Origin of the sequence: Nocardioides alkalitolerans, assembly GCA_038184435.1 — a bacterium.
GTDB lineage: Bacteria > Actinomycetota > Actinomycetes > Propionibacteriales > Nocardioidaceae > Nocardioides > Nocardioides alkalitolerans_A.
This window is the reverse complement of the sequence record CP116227.1, coordinates 2,527,069-2,546,972: the sequence shown is the minus strand read 5'-3', so window position 1 is coordinate 2,546,972 and position 19,904 is coordinate 2,527,069. Positions and strand designations below refer to the sequence as shown.

Genomic DNA, 19,904 nt, shown 5'->3' with positions numbered 1-19,904 from the left:
GCGGACGTGCGGCTGGGCCGGCTCTCAGAGCTTGCGCAGCCGCACGTACCGCACCGAGTGGTCGCGGTCCTTGCGCAGCACGAGCGTGGCGCGCGACCGGGTCGGCAGCACGTTCTGCATGAGGTTGGGCCCGTTGATCGCGCCCCAGATCCGCGTGGCCTCCGCGACGGCGTCCTCCACGGACAGCGTCGCGTACTTCCGGAAGTAGGACGCCGGGTCGAGGAACGCGGTCTCGCGCAGGCGGAGGAACCGCTCGACGTACCACCGCTGGATGTCGGACGTCGCGGCGTCGACGTACACGGAGAAGTCGAAGAAGTCGCTGACCGCCAGGCTCGTGCGGCCGTCCTCGCGCACGATCGCCGGCTGCAGCACGTTGAGGCCCTCGACGATGACGATGTCGGGGTGGCGCACGACGACCTTCTCGTCGCGGCGGACGTCGTAGGAGAGGTGCGAGTAGATCGGCGCCTCGACCTCGTCGCGCCCCGACTTGATGTCGACGACGAACTTGAGCAGCTTGCGCCGGTCGTACGACTCCGGGAAGCCCTTGCGGGTGAGCAGTCCGCGCCGCTCCAGCTCGGCGTTGGGGTAGAGGAACCCGTCCGTCGTCACGAGCGCCACGTTGGGGTGCTCCGGCCAGCGGGCGAGCAGCTCCTGGAGCACGCGGGCCGTCGTGGACTTGCCGACGGCCACGGAGCCCGCGACGCCGATGACGAACGGCGTACGCCGCGGCTGCGGCCGGGCGAGGAACTCCTCGGTCCGGCGGTGCAGCTGGCCGGCGGACTCGACGTACAGGCTGAGCAGGCGCGAGAGGGGCAGGTAGATCTGCCGCACCTCGTCGAGGTCGAGGTGGGTGCCCAGGCCGCGGAGGCGGCGTACCTCCTCGAGCGTCAGCGGCGACTCCGTCGCGCTGGCGAGGGCCGCCCAGGCGGACCGGTCGAGCTCGACGTAGGGCGACGTGGGGTCGCGGCCCTGGTCCAGGGCGGTGGCGAGGTCGCCCGCGGCAGACATGCTCGGCATTGTTGCAGCATGCCAGGACAGGGCCGGCGGAGGGACGCGCGTCACAGACGCGCGTGGCGCCGCGCGCAGGATCCGAGGACGACCACCGACCGGTCGTAGACTCGGCCGCTATGTGCGGAATCGTGGGTTACGTCGGAGCTCGCTCGGCGCAGGACGTGGTGATCGAGGGGCTGCGGCGGATGGAGTACCGCGGCTACGACTCGGCCGGCATCGCACTGGTCGCCGACGGCACGCTGGCCGTCGACAAGCGCGCCGGCAAGCTCGCCAACCTGGAGAAGGCGATCGCCGAGCAGGCGCTGCCCGCCTCGACCATCGGCATCGGCCACACGCGGTGGGCGACCCACGGCGCGCCCACCGACGTCAACGCGCACCCCCACCTCGGCAGCCACGGGCGCCTCGCGGTGGTCCACAACGGCATCATCGAGAACTTCGCAGCGCTGCGGGACCGCATCGAGGACGAGGGCATCACCGTCGTCTCCGAGACGGACACCGAGATCGCCGCCCACCTCCTCGAGCTGCAGCTGGAGTCGGGCGAGGACCTGACGACCGCCATGCAGCGCGTCTGCTCGCGGCTCGAGGGCGCGTTCACGCTCGTCGCGGTCGACGCGCAGGACCCCGACCGCGTCGTCGCCGCCCGCCGCAACTCCCCGCTGGTGGTCGGCCTCGGCGAGGGCGAGAACTTCCTCGGCTCCGACGTCGCGGCGTTCATCGAGCACACCCGCGAGGCCCTCGAGCTCGGCCAGGACCAGGTCGTCACCATCACCCGCGAGGGCGTCGAGGTGACCGGCTTCGACGGCAGCCCGGCGGAGGGCAAGCAGTACCACGTCGACTGGGACCTCTCGGCCGCCGAGAAGGACGGCCACGACTGGTTCATGCGCAAGGAGATCTTCGAGCAGCCCCGCGCGGTCGCCGACTCGCTCCTGGGCCGCATGGGCGCCGACGGCCTGCTGCAGCTCGACGAGGTGCGGCTCTCCGACGACGAGCTGCGCGACATCGACAAGATCATCATCATCGCGTGCGGCACGTCGTTCTACGCGGGCATGGTCGCCAAGTACGCCATCGAGCACTGGTGCCGCATCCCCGTGGAGGTCGAGCTGGCGAGCGAGTTCCGCTACCGCGACCCGATCCTCAACTACTCGACCCTCGTGGTCGCGATCAGCCAGTCGGGCGAGACCGCCGACACGCTGCAGGCGATCCGTCACGCGCGCGTGCAGAAGTCGAAGGTGCTGGCGATCTGCAACACCAACGGCTCGACCATCCCGCGCGAGTCCGACGCGGTGATCTACACCCACGCCGGCCCCGAGATCGGCGTCGCCTCCACCAAGGGCTTCCTCACGCAGCTCGTGGCCTGCTACCTCCTGGCGCTCTACCTGGCGCAGGTGAAGGGCACGCGCTACGGCGACGAGATCCACCAGATCGTGCGCCAGCTCGAGGCCATGCCGGCGCACATCCAGGACGTGCTCGACCGGGCCGACGAGGTCTACGCGCTGGCGCGGGAGTACGTCGACGCCACGTCGGTGCTGTTCCTCGGGCGCCACGCGGGCTATCCCGTCGCCCTCGAGGGTGCCCTCAAGCTGAAGGAGCTGGCCTACCTCCACGCCGAGGGCTTCGCCGCCGGCGAGCTCAAGCACGGCCCGATCGCCCTCGTCGACGAGGGGCTGCCCGTGCTCTGCGTCGTGCCGTCCCGCGGCCGCGACCAGCTGCACGACAAGATGGTCTCCGGCATCCAGGAGGTGCGGGCCCGGGGGGCGCGCACCCTGTGCCTCGCCGAGGTCGGCGACACGGCGATCGAGCCCTACGCCGACGTGCTCTTCCGGCTGCCGAAGGTGCCGACGCTGCTGCAGCCGCTCGTCGCGACCGTGCCGCTGCAGCTCTTCGCGTGCGAGCTGGCGACCGCGAAGGGCCACGACGTGGACCAGCCGCGCAACCTCGCCAAGTCCGTCACGGTGGAGTGACCCGGTGCCGATCGTCGGCGTCGGGGTCGACGTCTGCGACGTGGGTCGTTTCGCCGCGTCGCTCGAGCGCACACCCGCGCTGAGGTCGCGCCTGTTCACGACCGTCGAGACCGACGGGCGCTCGCTCGAGTCGCTCGCCGCCCGCTTCGCCGCCAAGGAGGCGTTGGCGAAGGCCCTGGGCGCCCCGGGCGACCTGGAGTGGCACGACGCCGCGGTGCTCCGCGAGGCCGGGGCGGCGCCGTACCTGCGGCTCACCGGCACCGTCCTGGCCCGCGCCGACGCGCTGGGCGTGCGCAGCAGCCACCTCTCGCTCACCCACGACGCGGGGATCGCCACGGCGTTCGTGGTGCTGGAGGGCTGAGCGGCGCGGCTAGGGTCGCTCCCATGCGCGCCGCCCACACCGAGGCCCAGGTCCGTGCCGCCGAGGAGGCCCTGCTGACGGGCCTCCCGCCCGGGGCGCTCATGCAGCGGGCCGCCTCGGGGCTCGCCCACGCCGTGCTGGCGCTCCTCGACGGTGCCTACGGTCGCCGGGTCACGCTGCTCGTGGGTGGCGGCAACAACGGCGGCGACGCGCTCTTCGCGGGGGCGCTCCTCGCCCGTCGCGGCGCCTCGGTCGACGCGGTGCTCCTGACCGCGTCGCCCCACGAGGCCGGGCTCGCGGCGCTGCAGGCCGCCGGCGGCCGGGTACGGCGCGACACCGCCGCCCCCCGCGAGCTGCCCGACCTGGTGGTGGACGGGATCGTCGGGATCGGCGGCCGCCCGGGGCTGCGGGCCGACGCGGTGGCCGCGCTCGAGGCCCACGCACCCGCCGGTTCCGGGGTGACCGTGGTGGCCGTCGACGTCCCGAGCGGCGTGGAGGTGGACACGGGGCGCCTGCCCGAGGACGCGCACGTGCGCGCGGACGTCACCGTCACCTTCGGCACCCACAAGGTCGCCCACCTCGTCGACCCCGCCGCCCGCGCGTGCGGCGTGGTGCAGCTCGTCGACATCGGCCTCGCACCGCACCTGCCCGCCCCGGCCGTCGAGGCCCTGCAGGCGGCGGACGTGGCGGCGCTCCTGCCGCGCCCCGACGCGTCGTCGCACAAGTACTCCCGCGGCGTCGTCGGCGTGCGCGCCGGCTCGGGACGCTACCCGGGCGCCGGCCTGCTGGCCGTCGCCGGCGCGGCGAGCGGGCTGGTGGGGATGGTGCGCTACGTCGGCGACCCGACCGTGCTCGACCGCGTGCGGGAGGCCCACCCCGAGGTCGTGGGCGTCGGCCGGGTGCAGGCCTGGACGGTCGGCTCGGGCGGCGACAACCGCGCGGGGGCCGCCCTCCGTGCGGCGCTGGCCGACGAGGTGCCGCTCGTCGTCGACGCCGAGGCGCTGCGCCACCTCGACGCCCCGGTGCGCCGGGAGGGCGGCGCGCCCGTGCCCGCCGTGCTGACGCCCCACGCCGGGGAGCTCGCCGCCCTGCTCGACGTGGAGCGCGCCGAGGTCGAGGCCGACCAGCTCGCCTCCGCCCGCCGCGCCGCGGAGCGGTACGACGCGGTCGTGCTCCTCAAGGGCAGCCACAGCCTGGTGGCCCATCCCGACGGGCGGGTGCGCGTCAACACGAGCAGCACCCCGTGGCTGGCCACCGCCGGGGCGGGCGACGTGCTCGCCGGGCTCATCGGGGCCCTGCTGGCGGGCGGGCTCGCGCCGTACGACGCGGCGTCGGTCGGCGCCTGGCTGCACGGTGCGGCCGCGACGTACGCCAGCCAGGGCGGCCCCGTCGTGGCGACCCAGGTCGCCGCGGCGATCCCCGAGGTCGTCCGGGACCTGCTGACCTGACCGCGCCGGATCGAGGCTCCGGGCGCCTGCCACAATCTCCTCCGTGAACGCCGTCGACCGTCCCGAGGTCGTCGTGGACCTCGCCGCGGTGCGCCACGACGTCGCCGTGCTGCGCGCCCGCGTCGCCCCCGCGCGCATGATGACCGTGGTGAAGGCCGACGGCTACGGCCACGGCATGGTCGAGGTCGCCCGGGCCGCGCGGCAGGCGGGCACCGACTGGCTGGGCGTCGCGACGCCCGCCGAGGCGCTGGCCCTGCGCGCCGCGGGGGACACCGGGCCGCTGCTCTGCTGGCTCTCGGTGCCGGCCGACGACCTCGCGCCCCTGGTGGCCGCCGGGGTGGACCTCACCGCGTACTCGCCCGACGAGGTCGCCGCCGTCGTCGAGGCGGCCTCCCGCGCCGGGCGGGTCGCCCGGCTCCAGCTCAAGGTCGACACCGGTCTGCACCGCGGCGGGGCGCTCCCCGACGACTGGCCCGACCTCGTCGCCGCCGCCCGCGCCGCCGAGGAGGCCGGGACGCTGCGGGTCACCGGCATCTGGTCCCACCTCGCGGCCGCCGAGGACCCGACGCATCCCGCCAACGACGCGCAGGAGGCGGTGTTCCGCGCCGCGCTCGACGTCGTCGCCGCCGCCGGCCTCGAGCCCGAGGTCCGCCACCTCGCCAACTCGGCCGCAGCCCTCCTCCGGCCCTCGGCGCACTTCGACCTCGTGCGGTGCGGGATCGCGTCGTACGGCATCGACCCCGCGCCCGACGTCCCCGACGCCGCGTTCCCGGGCGGTCGCCCGGACCTGGTGCCGGCGATGACCGTGCGGGCGCCGCTGGTGCTGAGCAAGCCGCTCGCCGCGGGCGACGGGGTCTCCTACGGGCACACGTGGGTCGCCCCCGCGGCGACGACGGTCGGGCTCGTGCCGCTGGGGTACGGCGACGGGGTGCCCCGCCACGCCGCCGCGGGGGTCGGCACGGACCAGGCCGCCGAGGTGCTCGTCGGCGGGCGCCGCCGGCCGGTCCGTGGACGCGTGTGCATGGACCAGCTCGTCGTCGACCTCGACGGCGAGACCTACCCGCCGGGCACCCCCGTGGTGCTGTTCGGGCCGGGCCACGACGGCGAGCCGACGGCCCTGGACTGGGCGCGGGCCTGCGGGACGATCGACTACGAGGTGGTCACCCGCTTCCGCGGACGCGCGCGGCGGGTCCACGTGGGCTCGACGGCGGACGGAACGGTGGAGGGAGGCGACCAGTGAAGCTCGGACGTGCGATCGCGGGACTGGCCGCGGGAGCGGCCGGTGTCGTCCTGGCGGGCGGTGCCGCGGGCCTGGTGCACCAGCGCCGTGTCATCGCCCACCGCGACGCCGGTGAGGCGGTCGAGTTCGGGTCGCTGCGCTCGCCCGCGCTGACCGTCGTGGCCGGCGACGGCGTCGCGCTGCACGTCGAGGTCGACGAGCCCGACGCGGCGGCCCGGGGGGTCGCGCCCACGCTGGTGTTCGTGCACGGGTACGCCCTCAACCTCGACTGCTGGCACTTCCAGCGCGCGGCCTACCGGGGGCAGGTGCGCGCGGTGTTCTACGACCAGCGCTCCCACGGACGCTCGGGCCGGTCCGACGCCGAGCACGCGACGATCGAGCAGCTCGGCGCCGACCTGCTGACGGTGCTCGACCACGTCGCGCCCGACGAGGAGGTCGTGCTCGTCGGCCACTCGATGGGAGGCATGAGCATCATCGCGCTCGCCGAGGCGCACCCCGAGCTGTTCGGCGACCGCGTCGTCGGGGTCGGGCTCATCGCGACGACCGCCGGCGGGCTCGACCCCACCCGGGCGCTGCTGCCGATGGTGCCGAAGGCGTTCGGCGGGCCGCTGTCGCTGCGGTTCGTCGCCGGCCTGTCGCGCGGCCACCGCGTGGTCGACGGGTTCCGGCGGATCGGCAAGGGACTCGCCATGGTGGGCACCGACCGGTTCGCGTTCGGCAGCGACGTGCCGGAGAGCTACGTCGCGTTCGTCGACGACATGCTCAGCCGCACGCCCTTCGAGGTGCTGGCGCAGTTCTTCCCGGCGTTCGGCAGCCTGGACAAGTTCTCCGTCGTGCACGCCCTCGAGCGGGTGCCGACGACCATCGTCTGCGGCACCGGCGACCGGCTCACGAGCATCGGGCACGCCCGCAAGCTGCACGCCCACATCGGCGGCTCGCGCCTCGTCGAGGTCGAGGACGCCGGGCACATGGTCATCATGGAACGGCACGTCCTGGTCGACGAGGCGCTCGACGACCTCATCGCGGCGGTGCAGGCGGTGCAGGCGGGCCAGGCGGGCCAGGCGGGCCGGGCGGGCCGGGCGGGGAAGCACCGTGCCTGAGGTCGACGCGTCCGCGCAGCCCGTGACGGTGCGGCGGGTCGGCCCGGAGGGGGCCGCCGCCGTGCACGCCGTCGTCCGCGCCGCCTTCGCCGCCCGCCCGGCCCTCGACCCGCCGACAGCGGCCCTCGCCGAGACCGTGGGCTCGATCGCCGACGCGCTCGCCGCCGGGGGAGGCCTGCTCGCCGAGGGCGACGGCCACCCCGTCGGGGCGCTCGTGCTCGATCCCGAACCGGCGCAGGGCCGGGTCTGGGTGCGGCGGTTCGGCGTCGTACCGGCCTGGCAGGCCCACGGCGTCGGCGCCCGCATGGTGGAGACCGTGATCGCCACGACCGCGGGTCAGGAGATCGCGGTGCTCGCCCGCGAGGAGCTGCCGCGCGCCCAGGCGTTCTGGGCGGGCCACGGCTTCGTCGAGGTGGGACGGACGGCGCCGTACGTCGAGATGGTGCGCCCCGCCGCCCTCGTCGTGCCCGATGCGGACGCCATGCGCGACCTCGGCCGGCGGCTCGCCGGGTTGTTGCGCGCCGGGGACCTCCTCGTGCTCACGGGGGGTCTCGGGGCGGGCAAGACCACGTTCACGCAGGGCCTGGGGGCGGGGCTGGGCGTGCGCGGGGACGTGACGTCCCCGACCTTCGTCATCGCGCGGGTGCACCCGTCGACCGTCGGCGGCCCGGAGCTCGTCCACGTCGACGCCTACCGGCTCGGCGGCGCGGCGGAGCTCGACGACCTCGACCTCGACACGTCGCTGGAGGACGCCGTCACCGTCGTCGAGTGGGGCGCCGGCCTCGCCGAGCAGCTCGCCGACGACCGCCTCGAGGTGGTCATCGAGCGCAACGACACGGACGACGTGCGGCTGGTCCGCCTGACCGGGTACGGCGCGCGGTGGGCCGACGTCGACGTGCGGGCCGCCCTGGCCTGATCCGGCGCGGGGCACCACCCGGCTCAGGGAGCGTCGACCATCACCGTGACGCGGCTGATCCCGCTGGAGCCGAACTGCAGGTGCAGGTAGCGCCCCCCGACGACGTACCGCACCCACGACCCCTCTTCCTCGTCCGCTCCCTCCGGCGTGCCCCACGCGGCGATCACGGCGTCCGCGTCGGCGTCGAGGTCGATGCCGTCGAGGAGCTGCTGCGCCCGCGGGTACTGCTTCAGCTTCACCCAGATCGTCCGGGCGCCCGCACGGCCCAGGTCGACCTCGACACCGTGGAGAGCGAGGTCGCGCTGGGTGGGGGTGTCGGGCAGGGCGAGGAGGTAGGCGATCCGCTGCACGGCGTCGGTCGTGCCCAGTGCGCCCAGCAGGACGTCGATGTCGCCGCCGAGGGCGTCGGCGGGCAGGCCCGCCGGGGGCTCGGCGGGCGTGGTGTCCTCGCCGAGCACCGCGTCCATCCAGGCGCTGAACTCGTCGGGGCCGCCGGAGACCCACTCCCGCGGGACGTCGACGCCGAAGGTCTCCTCGACCCAGGCGCGCAGCTCGGCCCCGCGCAGCACCCCGAAGGGCGTCACGGGCGGCCCGCTGGGCCGGTCGAGCTCCTCGTAGCCCACCGCCATCAGCCGCACCAGGTCGAGCACGGAGTCGGCGACGACGAAGCGGTCGCCCTCGCTGCCCAGCGCGACGACGAGGTCGCGGCCGTCGTCGTCCCGCCACAGGGCACCGACCGATCCCGTCCCGTCGAGCTGCACGAGCGGGCGGAGCCGCTCGAGGACGGCGGGGTCGGTGCCCTCGGGGAACCATCCCTCCAGCGAGCCGCCCGGCTCGACGCCGACGGGCAGGCGGCGACGCGCCAGCCACCGGAAGGTGCGGGCCAGCTCGTCGGGCAGCTCGTCGAAGGTCGGGGCACCGTCGGGCTCCGGGGGCAGCAGGGCCGGCAGGGTCGCGGCCGCGGCAGGCCCCACCGCGGTCACCAGCCATACGTCGAGGGTGTCGCCCACGGACACCCGGAGCAGGGCGACGGCCGCGTCGTCGACCGGCCACACGACCACCTGCCCCGCGCCGAGCGCCACCGCGACGGCGTCGATCCAGGTGGCGTCGGTGTAGCCGTGCACCGCCGCCCGCTCCTCCGGTGTCCCCAGCTCGGCCCGCAACGCGGCCTCGGCGAGGTCCGCGAAGTCGTGCGCCTCGTCGGCGTCGCTGGTGCGGGCCTCGACGAGCTGGACGATCCACCCCTCGGGCGCGGCGTAGGCGTCGGTGTCCTCGACCGTCGCATAGTCGTCCCACCAGCCCTCCGCCGGTGTGCCGGCCACGGCGCGGGCGAAGGTGCCCACGTCCTGCGGCTCGGGCTCGAACGACGACCAGTCCCGCTCGCTCATGCTGCTCCCATCGATGACCCCGTCATCCCCGTCGTCTCCAGCGGGCCGCCCTCCCGACGACCGCGACCGTTCTTCCCCCGCGGAGGTGTCCTAACCTCGTCGGGTGCTCCTCGCCTTCGACACCGCGACCCCGCGGGTGTGCGCCGCGGTCTACGACGCCGACACCGACACCGTGCTCGCCTCCGGGGTGGCCGAGCGGCCGATGAAGCACGGCGAGCAGCTCGCCCCGCTCATCGACGGCTGCCTGCGCGACGCCGGTCTCGACCGTCTCGACCTCACGGCGCTCGTGGTCGGCGTCGGCCCCGGGCCCTTCACCGGGCTCCGCGTCGGGCTGGTCACGGCGCGCACGCTCGGCTACGTGCTCGACCTGCCCGTGTACGGCGTGTGCTCGCTCGACGCGCTCGCCGTCGAGGCCGTCGCCACGGGAGCCGTGGCCGAGCCCTTCCTCGTGGCGACCGACGCGCGGCGCAAGGAGGTCTACCTGGCCTCCTACGACGAGACCGGCACCCGCCTCAGCGGCCCCACCGTCACCCGGCCCGCCGACGTCGCGACCGACCTGCCGGTCGTCGGCGCGGGCCCGTCGCTCTACCCCGACGCCTTCACCCGTCCCGTCGGGCCGACCGAGCCCGACGCCGCCTGGCTCGCCCGCGCCGTGGCGGGGGAGCACGTCGAGCTGCTCGACCCGGAGCCGCTCTACCTCCGCCGTCCCGACGCCGTCGCCAGCGCCGAGCGGTGAGCGCCCCGACCCCGGCGGCCCCCGTCCTGCGCCCGGCCCGCACCGGCGACGTCGCCCGGGTCGCGGCCCTCGAGGCCGACCTGTTCGGCAGCGACGCCTGGAGCGAGGAGCAGATCGGGGCCGAGCTGTCGGCGCCCGGCCGTGCGATGCTCGTCGCCGAGAACGCGGTCGCCCCCGGTGACCGGGCTGCCGTCGTCGGCTACGCCGTCCTGGGCGTGCAGGGCGACGTCGCCGACCTGCTCCGGATCGGTGTGGACCCGACCCTCCGTCGTACCGGCGTCGCCTCCGCGCTGCTTGCCCACCTCCTCGGCGCGGCCCGCGCCGCGGGCGCCGAGCGGATGCTGCTGGAGATGAGCGAGGCCAACGCGGGCGCCGCGGCCTTCTACGCCGCTCGCGGCTTCGTCGAGATCCACCGCCGACCGCGCTACTACCGCGACGACGCCGCGGCCCTCGTCCTCCAGCGCGGCCTCTAGGAGGCGCTCGTCAGCTTCGCCAACCGCGACGACAGCAAGGCCACGCGGTGGGCGTTGCCGGGGAGCTCGACGTACCGCTCTTCGTAGGTCGCCAGCAGGTCGTCGTCGAGCCGGCGGACCGCGCCGGCGGGGTAGCGGTAGCCCATCCGCGCCGTCACGGCCTCGCTGTCGACGTCCGCCATGGCGCCGGCGAGGTCGGCCGCCGAGGTGATGCCGAGCTCCGCGAGGAGACCGGCGATCCACTCGTAGTGGTCAGTGCGGGACCAGCCCGCGCCGGGATAGCGGCCGGCGAGGTACGCCGCGAGGTCGCCCGGGCTGAGCCGGTGGCGGTCCGCGCGGGTCGGGTCACGGTCGCCGTCGGCCACCCAGGCGCCGCTCGCCGCACCGCCGGCGACCTGGTCGCCGCGCAGCTGGTCGCGGATCGTCGAGAACTCGCGGTCGGCCAGCTCGAGCAGCCCCGCGGCGAGCGTGAAGCGGCGGTCCAGCTCGGAGGCGTGCTCGGGCGGCACCTCGCCCTTGTAGCGGATGTCGTGCTCGAACTCGGCCCACGCGTGCTGCAGCGCCGTGCGGATCTGCACCTCGATGATGCGCCCGGGCAGCGCGTCGGTGCCGGGCGTCGGGTCGACGCCCTCGGGCAGGGCCAGGTCGAGGTGGCGGCTGGAGTAGCCCCAGCGGCCGGCCCGCGCCGTCTCGAGCCCCTTGTCGCGGTCGCCGAGCACGGTCAGCTCGGCCCCGAGCACGTCGGCGACGGCCTCGACGTCGGAGGCCAGGTAGGTCACGACGCGCACGCCGATCTGGTCGGCCATCTCGGCCAGGGCGTCCGTGTAGCGCGGGTGCCCGTCCTCCAGCGACGCCGCCTTGGCGGCGAAGGACGCCACCGACTTGGCCCGTGCCGTCACCGACAGGTAGTTGAGGCCGGCGTCGTCGAGCGCGGCGGTGACGAGGGCCGCCGCCTGGTCGGTGGCGTGCTGCGTCGCGGGCAGGCGCGCGGCGTACGCCTCGACCTCCTTGGCCCGCGCCCGCTCGGCCCGGGTACGGCGCGGTGCGGGCTCGAGGCCCTCGGGCAGCGTCGGGGTGACGATGACGCCGTCCTCGACGGAGCCGTAGCGGGTGAGGCGCTCGGGCTCCCGCGCGGCGAGCAGCGCGACATAGGCGCAGACCACCGCGTCGAGCCGGTCCTCGGCCAGCCGCAGCTCCGACTTGCGCCCCGCGTTCTCGACGAGCGCCACCAGCTCCTCCCACACGGGGCGGCGGTGCAGGAGCAACGGCGTGCGGGCCCGGCCGAGCTGCTCGAGGCCCTCGGTGAGGCGGAGCATCTCCGAGCGCATCTGGGAGAAGGTGCGGTCGCGGCTCTGCTTGTACTTCAGCGTCCGCCCCAGCCGCAGCAGCGCCACGGTCGCCGCGTGCGGGTAGACCTCCAGCGCCCGCCGTCCCGTCGCGTCCGGGTCGAGGTCGAGGTCCCAGCGCGCCGCCAGCCGTGCCGCCCGCGGGCCGTCCGCGAACTCGGGCTTGCCCAGGTTCGTCGGGTGGGTGCCGGCCTCGAAGGCCCGGAAGTCCTGGTTGAGCGCCTTCTCGGCCGGCCGCGTGCCCGTGGCGTTGCGCACCACCAGGGGGGCGTCGAAGGCGACGACGCAGTCGCCGGCGACGTACGGCGCGACGACCGCGTCGATCTCGTCGTCCGTCGTGACGGCAGCGGTGGACAGGAGCCGGCCGCGCTCGTCGAGCACGGCGATGCCGGTGGGTGCCCGCTCGCCCCACGCGAGGTCGATGCCGACGAGGTGCATGCGCACAGCCTGCCAGTCGGGCGGCTCAGAGACGACGACGTACGGCGCGCGCCACGACGACGACCAGCACCACGACCGCGAGCGCGACGAGGAGCAGCTCGGGGTGGCCGCCCCAGACGGCGGTGAGCACGGCGATGCCGACGGTCACGTAGATCGTCGCCCACAGCGCCGCGCCCAGCAGCAGGGCGGGCACGTAGCGCCGCAGCGGCATCCGCAGCAGCCCGGCGGCCACGTTGACCGCCGTCTGCACGCCCACCGTGAGGAAGCAGAGCGTCACCGCGGGCGCACCGAACCGCCGCACCGTGCCCTCCGCCCGCGCCACCTCCGGCCGCGCGAGCAGGCGTGCGGCCCGGTCGCTGCGCCCCGAGGCGCCGCGGAGCGCACGCCCCAGCCCGTACGTCGCGCCCCCGCGCAGCGTCGCGATCAGCCACAGCAGGGCGAAGGCGATCGCGACGGGCTGGTCGGAGAACACGGGTCAATCGAACCAGTCCCAGGTTGCGGAGGGCGCACCGGCGGGCCCGGTGGTCGTGCGCGGTGGGTTGAGCGCGGACGGCATACTCGACGGCGATGTCTGCTCGACCGCCCCGCCCCCCTGACGACTCGTCCGCGACGCCGGAGAAGCCCCGGATGGACCTCGACTGGGTGAAGCTGGTCGCGGGTGCGCTCGCCGCGGTCTCGTCGGCGTTCCTGCTGTCCACCCTCGGCGCGGTCGGCACCCTGGCCGGCGCGGCCCTGGGCAGCGTCATCGCCTCGGTGAGCTCCACGCTCTACACGACCTCCCTCGAGCGCAGCCGCCAGAAGGTGCTCGAGGTGCAGGTGCCGCTGCGGCGTCGCCCGGACGGCGAGGACACCACCACCCTCGTCGTCGACACCCCGGCGGAGGAGATCGTCGAGCCCGCTGAGCCCGTGGACCCGCGCAGCATGCCGACGATCACGTTCGCGGCGGTCACGGACGGGGTCGAGCCCACGGCGGCTGCGTCGGCTCCGGCCGCTGAGCCGACCGGGACCGACCGCAGCGTCGGCTCGTTGCTGGCCTCCGTGCCCTGGGGCAAGGTCGCGCTGGCCGCCGCCGGCCTCTTCGTGGCCGCCATGCTCGTGCTGACCGTCATCGAGGGCATCGTCGGGAAGTCCGCGTCCGACCTCACGGGAGGGTCCGACGGCGGGTCCCGCACGTCGTTCGGGCAGCTCGTCGGGGGCGGCGGCGGTGCGGGGGACACCGACCAGCGCGACCCGTCGCCGCAGCCGACGACGGACGGCACCCCGGGGACGACCGAGCCGGGTTCGGAGGGGTCGTCGAGCCCCACGACCACCGACGAGCCCAGCAGCCCCACGAGCGAGCCGACCACCGACGCCCCCACGTCGGGGACGACCAGCACGCCCACCGGGGGCACGATCCCGACGGCCCCCACGGCTCCGCCGACCTCCGCCGCACCCGGTGCAGCGGGCACCGCCGCACCCTGATCCCGGCCTGACGCCGGCCTGATCCCGGCCCGGCGGAGCCCCGATCCGGGGCCTCAAGCCGCCGTCAAGATCCGCTCCAGGGTGGCGCGGGGGTCTCGCTGCGGCACCGCTCCCGGGCGCACGATGGCTCGTGGGGAAGGGAGAACCCACATGGACATCGACGACGCCGCCCTGCACGCCTGGGTCCCGGGGCTCGCACCGGCGGTCGCCGGTCTGCCGGGCGACCGCCGCATCTGGCGCATCAACCGCTCCGGGGTGCGCGGCCTGCTGGCGGCCTCCTCCGCCGGCCTCACCTGGAGCGAGCAGGGCGGACTCGTGACACGCCCGTTCACCGACGTCGCCTCCCTCGAGCTCGTCGGGGTCAACGGCGTCGTGCTCCACGTCCACGGCCTCCTGCCGGCGCGCCTCACCTTCCCCGACGTGCGTGACCGGGACGCGTTCGAGCAGGTGCTCCACGCGCAGCGCGTCGCCGCGGCGCACGTGGCCCCCGTGGCCCCGGTGGCGCCGGTGGCCCCGGTGGCCCCGGTGGCCGCGCCGTACGTGCCGGCGCCCGCGGTGCCGGCACCGCCCGTCGCGCTCGTCGCCGCCGCGGCGCCGACCGAGCAGCTGCCCGCGTACGTGCCCGTGACGGACGTGCCCGTGACGGCGCGGGGACGCTCGGGGCCGAGCCCGTTCGGGCCGCCCACCGCCCGCGTGGACACCCCGCAGGTCCCGCCGGTCCCGACCGTGCCGGCGGCCCCCGCGGCGCCGCCGGTCCCCGCAGCCCCGGCAGCCCTGGCGTGGCCGTCCAGCGCGTCGTACCCGACCGTCCCGGCGGCCTACCGCCCTCACGCGCCTCCGGCACCCACCGCCCCCGCTGCGCCGCAGGCCCGCCCGTCGTCCCACCCGCCGTCGTCCCACCCGCCGTCGTCGTCCCGGCTCCGGGCCGCGCGCCTCGCGGAGGAGCGGCGTGCGGGCATGGTCCCGCCGCAGGCAGCGCCGCCCGCGCCTCCGCGCACCGCGCCGCAGCAGTCCCCGGTGCCCGCGGCACCGGCCGGTGACGCGACCTCGCGACTGCGCGACGGGCTGGTCGTCGCGGGCTTCCTCGCCGGTGTGGGGGCGCTCCTCGCCTTCTTCTCGGGCCAGGCCGCCTCGCAGTCGGTGCAGTCGACGGGATCCCACGTGCTGACCTACGTGGGCTACGGCCTCGTCGTCCTCGGCGTCGCCGCCGCGCTGTTCACGGCCGGCCGGGCGCTCGGCGGCCGACGCCCCTGACGGTGTGACCGGCCCGATCAGCGCGGCAGGTCGCTGAGCACCCGTCGGCTCAGCGATCCACCGCGCTGCTTCTCCACAGGCCGCCCGCGCCACGTGCGACGTCCCGCCGGGCGGGGAACGACCAGCGGGTGCCTCCCGCCCCGCTGCCTGCGCCGGTCCTCGCCCTGCTCGCCGAGCAGGACTCCGTCGTCGCCCGCTCCCAGCTGCTCGACGACCTCGGGGTGCCGGCCTGGCAGCTCCGCCGCTGGCTCACCCGGGGCCGGCTCGTGGTGGTGCACCCGGGCGTGTACGTCGCGCACACCGGCCCGCTGACCTGGCAGCAGCGCGGGTGGGCGGCCGTGCTGCACGCCCGTCCGGCGGCCCTCCACGGGATCTCCGCCCTCCGGGCGGCGGAGGGGCCGGGTCGCCGCGGCCACGACGACACCGGGCCGGTGCACGTGGCGGTCGCCCGCGACCGCCCGGTGCGGGGGCTCCGCACGGCCGGGGGCGTCGTCGTCCACCGGGTGGCGCGCTTCGGCGACGACGCGGTCCAGTGGAACCGGCAGCCGCCCCGCCAACGCTACGAGGAGGCCAGCGTCGAGGTCGCCCTCCGCTGCGCCACCCGCACCGACGGGCTGGCCGTGCTGGCCGCGGGGGTGCAGGCGCGCCGCACCGTCGCCGCCAAGCTCGCCGACGCCCTCCGGGCACGGCGGCGGGTGCGGGACCGGGCGTTCTGGGTCGGCGTGCTGCGTGACGTCGCGGACGGAGCCTGCTCGGTGCTCGAGCAGGCCTACGTCGAGCGCGTCGAGCGCGCCCACGGGCTGCCGGTCGCCGAGCGGCAGCAGCGCGGGACGCTGCGGTGCGGCGTGGTCTACCGCGACAACGCCTACGACGGCCTGCTCGTCGAGCTCGACGGGCGGCTCCACCACGACACGACGCGCCAGCGCGACGCCGACATGGAGCGCGACCTCGACAGTCTCGTGGAGGGCCGGGCGACGGTACGGCTGTCCTACGGGCAGGTGTTCGACCGCCCGTGCGCGACGGCCCAGCGGATCGGCATGCTGCTGGTGCAGCGGGGCTGGGAGGGCGCGGTCACGCCCTGCGGCGCCGGTTGCGTCGCGGCGCGGGCGGCCGCCTGACGGGCCCGCTCGGCGCGGTGGTTCGCTGAGCACCCGTCGCCTCAGTGATGCTCCGCGCTGTTCTTCCCCAGGTGGGTCCCGCCCTCCGTCCGACCCTCGAGGGCGCGGGCCTGCTGGGCCTCCTGCGCCTCGGCGATGATCCGCCGCATGGCGGCGTCCGCGTCGGCGGGTCGTCCGCGGCGTACGGCGTCGGCGACGTCCGCGTGCCACTCGATGGCCGTGGGCTCGGGATCGACCGGCATGAGGTCGTGGTGGGTGCGGCCGGCGAGCACGGCGTCGACGACGTGGGCGAGGGCGGCGTACATCTCGTTCCCCGAGGCCGCCAGCAGCGTGCGGTGGAAGCGCTGGTCGGCCTCGAGGTAGGCCTCGAGGTCGCGGGCGCGCGCGTGCACCGTCATGTCCGACACCGCGGCGGCGAGGGTGGCGGCCCGCGACGCGTCGGCGCGCGCGGCGGCGAGCGCCGCCGCGGCCGGCTCGAACCCGGCCCGCAGCTCCGAGAGGCTCCGCAGCTGGGCGTCCCGCTCGGGTCCGTCGAGCCGCCAGACGATGAGGCGGGGGTCGAGGACGTTCCAGCAGTCGCGCTCGGCGACCGTGATCCCGACGCGCCGCCGCGACGTCACGAGCCCCATCGAGGTCAGCACCTGCACGGCCTCGCGGGAGACGGACCGGGAGACGGCGTACGCCGCGTCCACGTCCTCCAGCCGCAGCACCGAGCCCGGCGGGAGGTCGCCGTGGGCGATGCGCCGGCCGAGGGCGTCGAGGACCGTGCCGGTGCGAGGTCCGACCGGTCGGGAGGGGTCTCCGCTCACGCGCGCTCCTCACAAATCAGATTTCTTTTGCTTCGGGCTTGTAAACGACTGATGAATCATCCCACACTGGAGGGCAACTGGTGTGACGGCGCGCACGTAGGTGTGCCCGGGAACGGAGGAAGCGCATGAGCCAGCAGGACCAGCCGCCGCTCGTCGTCGTGATGGGCGTGTCGGGGTCGGGCAAGTCGACGGTCGGCGCGGCTCTCGCGCAGCGGCTCCGCGTGCCGTTCGGCGACGCCGACGACTTCCACCCCCAGGCCAACATCGACAAGATGGCGTCGGGCCACGCGCTCGACGACGACGACCGTCGCCCCTGGCTCGAGGCCATCGGCAGCTGGCTCGCCGAGCGCGCGGGCACCAGCGGGGGAGTGGTGACCTGCTCCGCGCTGAAGCGGTCCTACCGCGATCTCATCCGCGACGCCGCCCCCACGGCCGTGTTCGTGCACCTCGAGGGCAGCCGCGAGGTGATCGCGCGGCGGCAGGCCAGCCGCCCCGGCCACTTCATGCCGGCCTCGCTCCTCGACTCGCAGTTCGACACGCTGGAGGACCTCGGCGACGACGAGGTGGGTGTCGCCGTCGATGTGGCGCAGTCCGTCGACGACATCGTGGCCGAGGCGGCCACCTGGGTCACCGACGGCGGTGCCCGATGAGCGCCGCGTTCACGAGCGCCGCTACCGGTGACCTCGTCGAGCCCATCAACGGTGGCGCCCAGCTCATCGGGGCCGGCCTGGCGGGCATCGCCGTCGTCGTGGTGCTCGTCGCCGTCGTCAAGCTGCACCCGTTCCTCGCCCTCGTGCTCGGCGGGTTCACCGTCGGCGGCATCGCGTCGATCGGCTCCGACGCGCAGGTCGACGGGGTCGCCTACGACCTCGCCCACGTCGTGACCGTCTTCTCGACCGGCTTCGGCTCCACGACCGCCAGCGTCGGCCTGCTCATCGCCCTCGGCGCGATGTTCGCGAAGCTCCTCGCCGACTCGGGCGGCGCCGACCAGGTGGTCGACACCATCGTCAGCCGGTCCTCGCGGCGTGCCCTGCCGTGGGCGATGGCCGGCGTGGGTGCGCTCATCGGCCTGCCGATGTTCTTCGAGATCGGCCTCGTCCTGCTGATGCCGGTCATCTACCTCGTCGCCCGCCGCGCCGAGCTCTCCCTCGTGGCCATCGGCATCCCGACGCTCGCGGGCCTCTCCGCGATGCACGCGCTGGTGCCGCCCCACCCGGGCCCGCTCCTCGCGATCGACAACCTCGGCGCCGACCTCGGCATCACGCTGGGGCTCGGCGTGCTCTTCGCGATCCCCGTCGTCATCGTCGCGGGACCGCTCTTCGGCATCCTCGCCGCCCGGTGGGTGCCCGTCCCGGCCCCGGCGGCTGTCGGCGCCCCCGCCGGCCCCGGCACGCAGAACGACGACGGCCCCGGCAGCGAGGGACCCGGCGGGACCGAGGCTCCCGAGGGAGCCCCCGCGGGTGCCCGGCGGCCGGGGTTCGCCGTCACCGTCGCCACGGTGCTGCTGCCCGTGCTGCTCATGATGGGCAAGGCGATCTCCGACATCGCGCTCTCCGAGGACAACCCGGCCTACCGCGTGTTCGACCTGCTCGGCACCCCGTTCGTCGCGCTCCTCATCGCGGTGCTCGTCGCCATGTGGACCTTCGGCCTCGGCCTCGGCTGGAACCTCAAGGAGGTCGGCCGCAGCGTCGAGTCCTCGCTGCCCGGCGTCGCCGGGATCCTCCTCATCGTCGCCGCCGGCGGCGGCTTCAAGGAGGTGCTCGTCTCGACCGGCGTCGGCACCCTGCTCGCCGAGTGGGCGCAGGACGCCAACGTCTCCGTCATGCTCCTCGCCTGGGTGCTGGCCGTGCTGATCCGCCTCGCGACGGGCTCGGCCACCATCGCCACGGTCACCGCGTCGTCGCTCATGGCGGGCCTCGTGGACGGCCTGAGCTCCGGCGAGGTCTCGCTCATGGTGCTGGCCATCGGTGCCGGGTCGGTGTTCTTCTCGCACCTCAACGACGCCGGCTTCTGGCTGGTGAAGGAGTACTTCCGCCTCGACGTGCCCCAGACCATCAAGACGTGGTCGGCGATGGAGACGGTGCTGTCGGTGACGGGCCTCGTGCTCGTGCTGGCCGCCGACCTCGTGATCTAGCGGTCCGGCACCCCTCCCGGAGCTAGCCCAGCACCCCGGCGGCGCGCGCGGCGGCGGCGTACTTCTCCGCCAGCGTCGCCGGGGTGTCGTGCGCGTTGAGCCCGCTCGGGTTGGGCACGACCCACACCTCGGTCTCGCCCCACGGGTCGGCCTGCAGGCCGCCGGTCGCGCGGGGCTGCCGGAACGCGCTGCGGTACGCCGTCAGCCCGGCCACCGCCACCACCCGCGGGGCCAGCCGCTCCACGAGGTCGCGCAGGCGCTGTCCGCCCTCGCGGTACTCCGCGGTGGTCAGCTCGTCGGCGCGGGCAGTCGCGCGCCGTACGACGTTGGTGATCCCGATCCCGCGGGACCGCAGGTGGTCGCGGTCGGCGTCCGTCATGCCGGCCGCGGGGTCGATGGGCCGCTCGATGATGCCCGCGGCGTGGAGCGCCGGGTAGAAGCGGTTCGTCGGGTGCGCGAAGTGCGTCTGCGTCGCCGCGGTCCACAGGCCGGGGTTGATCCCCACGAAGAGCAGCCGCAGCGGCGGGTCGTCCGGGCCCGGCAGGAGGTCGGGGACCTCCTGCCCCCGGTAGGTCTCGAGCTCGGCGCGGGTGAACGTACGACGCGGTGGGGCCACCCGTCGGAGCATGACAGATGTCATCGGTGACCCGTGAGGTCCGCCGGTGAACCCGTGCGGTCGTGCACTGCCCGCAGGACCGGACGGCGGCCAC

19 protein-coding genes are annotated in these 19,904 nt (G+C 75.4%); 13 read left to right on the top strand and 6 right to left on the bottom strand.

The window, feature by feature from the left end; all coding sequences use genetic code 11:
* Positions 1–24: 24 nt before the first annotated feature.
* On the bottom strand, positions 25–1,008 hold the full coding sequence (gene coaA, locus PIR53_12145) for a type I pantothenate kinase (GenBank protein WZH50773.1): 984 nt from the start codon (positions 1,006–1,008) through the stop codon (positions 25–27).
* A gap of 119 nt (positions 1,009–1,127) precedes the next feature.
* Here coaA and glmS point away from each other — a divergent pair, with 119 nt between their 5' ends.
* The 6 genes from glmS to tsaE are packed head-to-tail and all read left to right on the top strand — an operon-like array spanning position 1,128 to position 8,037.
* A complete protein-coding gene (gene glmS, locus PIR53_12140) occupies positions 1,128–2,972 on the top strand; it encodes a glutamine--fructose-6-phosphate transaminase (isomerizing) (GenBank protein ID WZH50772.1) in 1,845 nt (614 codons plus the stop codon).
* A gap of 4 nt (positions 2,973–2,976) precedes the next feature.
* Positions 2,977–3,333, top strand: coding sequence for a holo-ACP synthase (locus PIR53_12135; protein WZH50771.1), 357 nt, complete (start codon positions 2,977–2,979; stop codon positions 3,331–3,333).
* Positions 3,334–3,356: 23 nt separating this feature from the next.
* Complete coding sequence (locus PIR53_12130; GenBank protein WZH50770.1) at positions 3,357–4,781, top strand: NAD(P)H-hydrate dehydratase; 1,425 nt, start codon at positions 3,357–3,359, stop codon at positions 4,779–4,781.
* 43 nt (positions 4,782–4,824) lie between these two features.
* Entirely contained in the window at positions 4,825–6,021 is a 1,197-nt protein-coding gene (alr, locus tag PIR53_12125; protein ID WZH50769.1) for an alanine racemase, read from the top strand.
* Entirely contained in the window at positions 6,018–7,121 is a 1,104-nt protein-coding gene (locus PIR53_12120; protein ID WZH50768.1) for an alpha/beta hydrolase, read from the top strand. The genes alr and PIR53_12120 overlap by 4 nt, the downstream gene beginning before the upstream one ends.
* Positions 7,114–8,037, top strand: coding sequence for a tRNA (adenosine(37)-N6)-threonylcarbamoyltransferase complex ATPase subunit type 1 TsaE (tsaE, locus tag PIR53_12115; protein WZH50767.1), 924 nt, complete (start codon positions 7,114–7,116; stop codon positions 8,035–8,037). The genes PIR53_12120 and tsaE overlap by 8 nt, the downstream gene beginning before the upstream one ends.
* A 23-nt stretch (positions 8,038–8,060) precedes the next feature.
* On the opposite strand, the gene PIR53_12110 is transcribed toward tsaE, so the two are convergent.
* Positions 8,061–9,425: a hypothetical protein gene (locus PIR53_12110; protein WZH50766.1), complete on the bottom strand. Its 1,365-nt coding sequence runs from the start codon at positions 9,423–9,425 to the stop codon at positions 8,061–8,063.
* A gap of 103 nt (positions 9,426–9,528) precedes the next feature.
* Here PIR53_12110 and tsaB point away from each other — a divergent pair, with 103 nt between their 5' ends.
* Positions 9,529–10,161 (top strand): tRNA (adenosine(37)-N6)-threonylcarbamoyltransferase complex dimerization subunit type 1 TsaB, encoded by a 633-nt coding sequence (gene tsaB / locus PIR53_12105; protein ID WZH50765.1) that lies wholly within the window; start codon positions 9,529–9,531, stop codon positions 10,159–10,161.
* Entirely contained in the window at positions 10,158–10,634 is a 477-nt protein-coding gene (locus tag PIR53_12100; GenBank protein ID WZH50764.1) for a GNAT family N-acetyltransferase, read from the top strand. Before tsaB ends, PIR53_12100 begins: the two co-directional genes overlap by 4 nt.
* On the opposite strand, the gene PIR53_12095 is transcribed toward PIR53_12100, so the two are convergent.
* Positions 10,631–12,418: a DUF429 domain-containing protein gene (locus PIR53_12095; GenBank protein WZH50763.1), complete on the bottom strand. Its 1,788-nt coding sequence runs from the start codon at positions 12,416–12,418 to the stop codon at positions 10,631–10,633. The genes PIR53_12100 and PIR53_12095 overlap by 4 nt on opposite strands.
* 25 nt (positions 12,419–12,443) lie before the next feature.
* Complete coding sequence (locus PIR53_12090; protein WZH50762.1) at positions 12,444–12,890, bottom strand: VTT domain-containing protein; 447 nt, start codon at positions 12,888–12,890, stop codon at positions 12,444–12,446.
* 155 nt (positions 12,891–13,045) lie between these two features.
* On the opposite strand from PIR53_12090, the gene PIR53_12085 reads away from it, so the two are divergent.
* The 3 genes from PIR53_12085 (at position 13,046) to PIR53_12075 (ending at position 16,251) form a co-directional block, all read left to right on the top strand.
* Positions 13,046–13,879 carry a hypothetical protein gene (locus tag PIR53_12085; protein ID WZH50761.1) on the top strand — a complete coding sequence of 278 codons (834 nt, stop codon included), beginning with the start codon at positions 13,046–13,048 and terminating at the stop codon, positions 13,877–13,879.
* Positions 13,880–14,029: 150 nt separating this feature from the next.
* Positions 14,030–15,133 (top strand): hypothetical protein, encoded by a 1,104-nt coding sequence (locus PIR53_12080; GenBank protein WZH50760.1) that lies wholly within the window; start codon positions 14,030–14,032, stop codon positions 15,131–15,133.
* A 128-nt stretch (positions 15,134–15,261) separates the two neighbouring features.
* Entirely contained in the window at positions 15,262–16,251 is a 990-nt protein-coding gene (locus PIR53_12075; GenBank protein WZH50759.1) for a hypothetical protein, read from the top strand.
* Between the two features lie 41 nt (positions 16,252–16,292).
* Here the strand turns inward: PIR53_12075 and PIR53_12070 are convergent, their stop codons facing one another.
* Positions 16,293–17,060, bottom strand: a complete 768-nt coding sequence (locus tag PIR53_12070; GenBank protein WZH50758.1) for an FCD domain-containing protein — start codon at positions 17,058–17,060, stop codon at positions 16,293–16,295.
* A 125-nt stretch (positions 17,061–17,185) separates the two neighbouring features.
* On the opposite strand from PIR53_12070, the gene PIR53_12065 reads away from it, so the two are divergent.
* Both PIR53_12065 and PIR53_12060 read left to right on the top strand, forming a co-directional pair.
* Positions 17,186–17,710: a gluconokinase gene (locus PIR53_12065; protein WZH50757.1), complete on the top strand. Its 525-nt coding sequence runs from the start codon at positions 17,186–17,188 to the stop codon at positions 17,708–17,710.
* Complete coding sequence (locus PIR53_12060) at positions 17,707–19,194, top strand: gluconate:H+ symporter (GenBank protein ID WZH50756.1); 1,488 nt, start codon at positions 17,707–17,709, stop codon at positions 19,192–19,194. Before PIR53_12065 ends, PIR53_12060 begins: the two co-directional genes overlap by 4 nt.
* A gap of 22 nt (positions 19,195–19,216) precedes the next feature.
* Here the strand turns inward: PIR53_12060 and PIR53_12055 are convergent, their stop codons facing one another.
* Complete coding sequence (locus PIR53_12055) at positions 19,217–19,822, bottom strand: mismatch-specific DNA-glycosylase (protein ID WZH50755.1); 606 nt, start codon at positions 19,820–19,822, stop codon at positions 19,217–19,219.
* Positions 19,823–19,904: the final 82 nt, after the last annotated feature.

What these genes read in the sequence shown, in the direction of transcription:
- coaA (WZH50773.1), bottom strand. Translation starts at nt 1,008, where the DNA reads ATGTCTGCCGCGGGCGACCTCGCCACCGCCCTGGACCAGGGCCGCGAC.
- glmS (WZH50772.1), top strand. Translation starts at nt 1,128, where the DNA reads ATGTGCGGAATCGTGGGTTACGTCGGAGCTCGCTCGGCGCAGGACGTG.
- PIR53_12130 (WZH50770.1), top strand. Translation starts at nt 3,357, where the DNA reads ATGCGCGCCGCCCACACCGAGGCCCAGGTCCGTGCCGCCGAGGAGGCC.
- PIR53_12110 (WZH50766.1), bottom strand. Translation starts at nt 9,425, where the DNA reads ATGAGCGAGCGGGACTGGTCGTCGTTCGAGCCCGAGCCGCAGGACGTG.
- PIR53_12095 (WZH50763.1), bottom strand. Translation starts at nt 12,418, where the DNA reads ATGCACCTCGTCGGCATCGACCTCGCGTGGGGCGAGCGGGCACCCACC.
- PIR53_12085 (WZH50761.1), top strand. Translation starts at nt 13,046, where the DNA reads ATGGACCTCGACTGGGTGAAGCTGGTCGCGGGTGCGCTCGCCGCGGTC.
- PIR53_12080 (WZH50760.1), top strand. Translation starts at nt 14,030, where the DNA reads ATGGACATCGACGACGCCGCCCTGCACGCCTGGGTCCCGGGGCTCGCA.
- PIR53_12065 (WZH50757.1), top strand. Translation starts at nt 17,186, where the DNA reads ATGAGCCAGCAGGACCAGCCGCCGCTCGTCGTCGTGATGGGCGTGTCG.
- PIR53_12060 (WZH50756.1), top strand. Translation starts at nt 17,707, where the DNA reads ATGAGCGCCGCGTTCACGAGCGCCGCTACCGGTGACCTCGTCGAGCCC.
- PIR53_12055 (WZH50755.1), bottom strand. Translation starts at nt 19,822, where the DNA reads ATGCTCCGACGGGTGGCCCCACCGCGTCGTACGTTCACCCGCGCCGAG.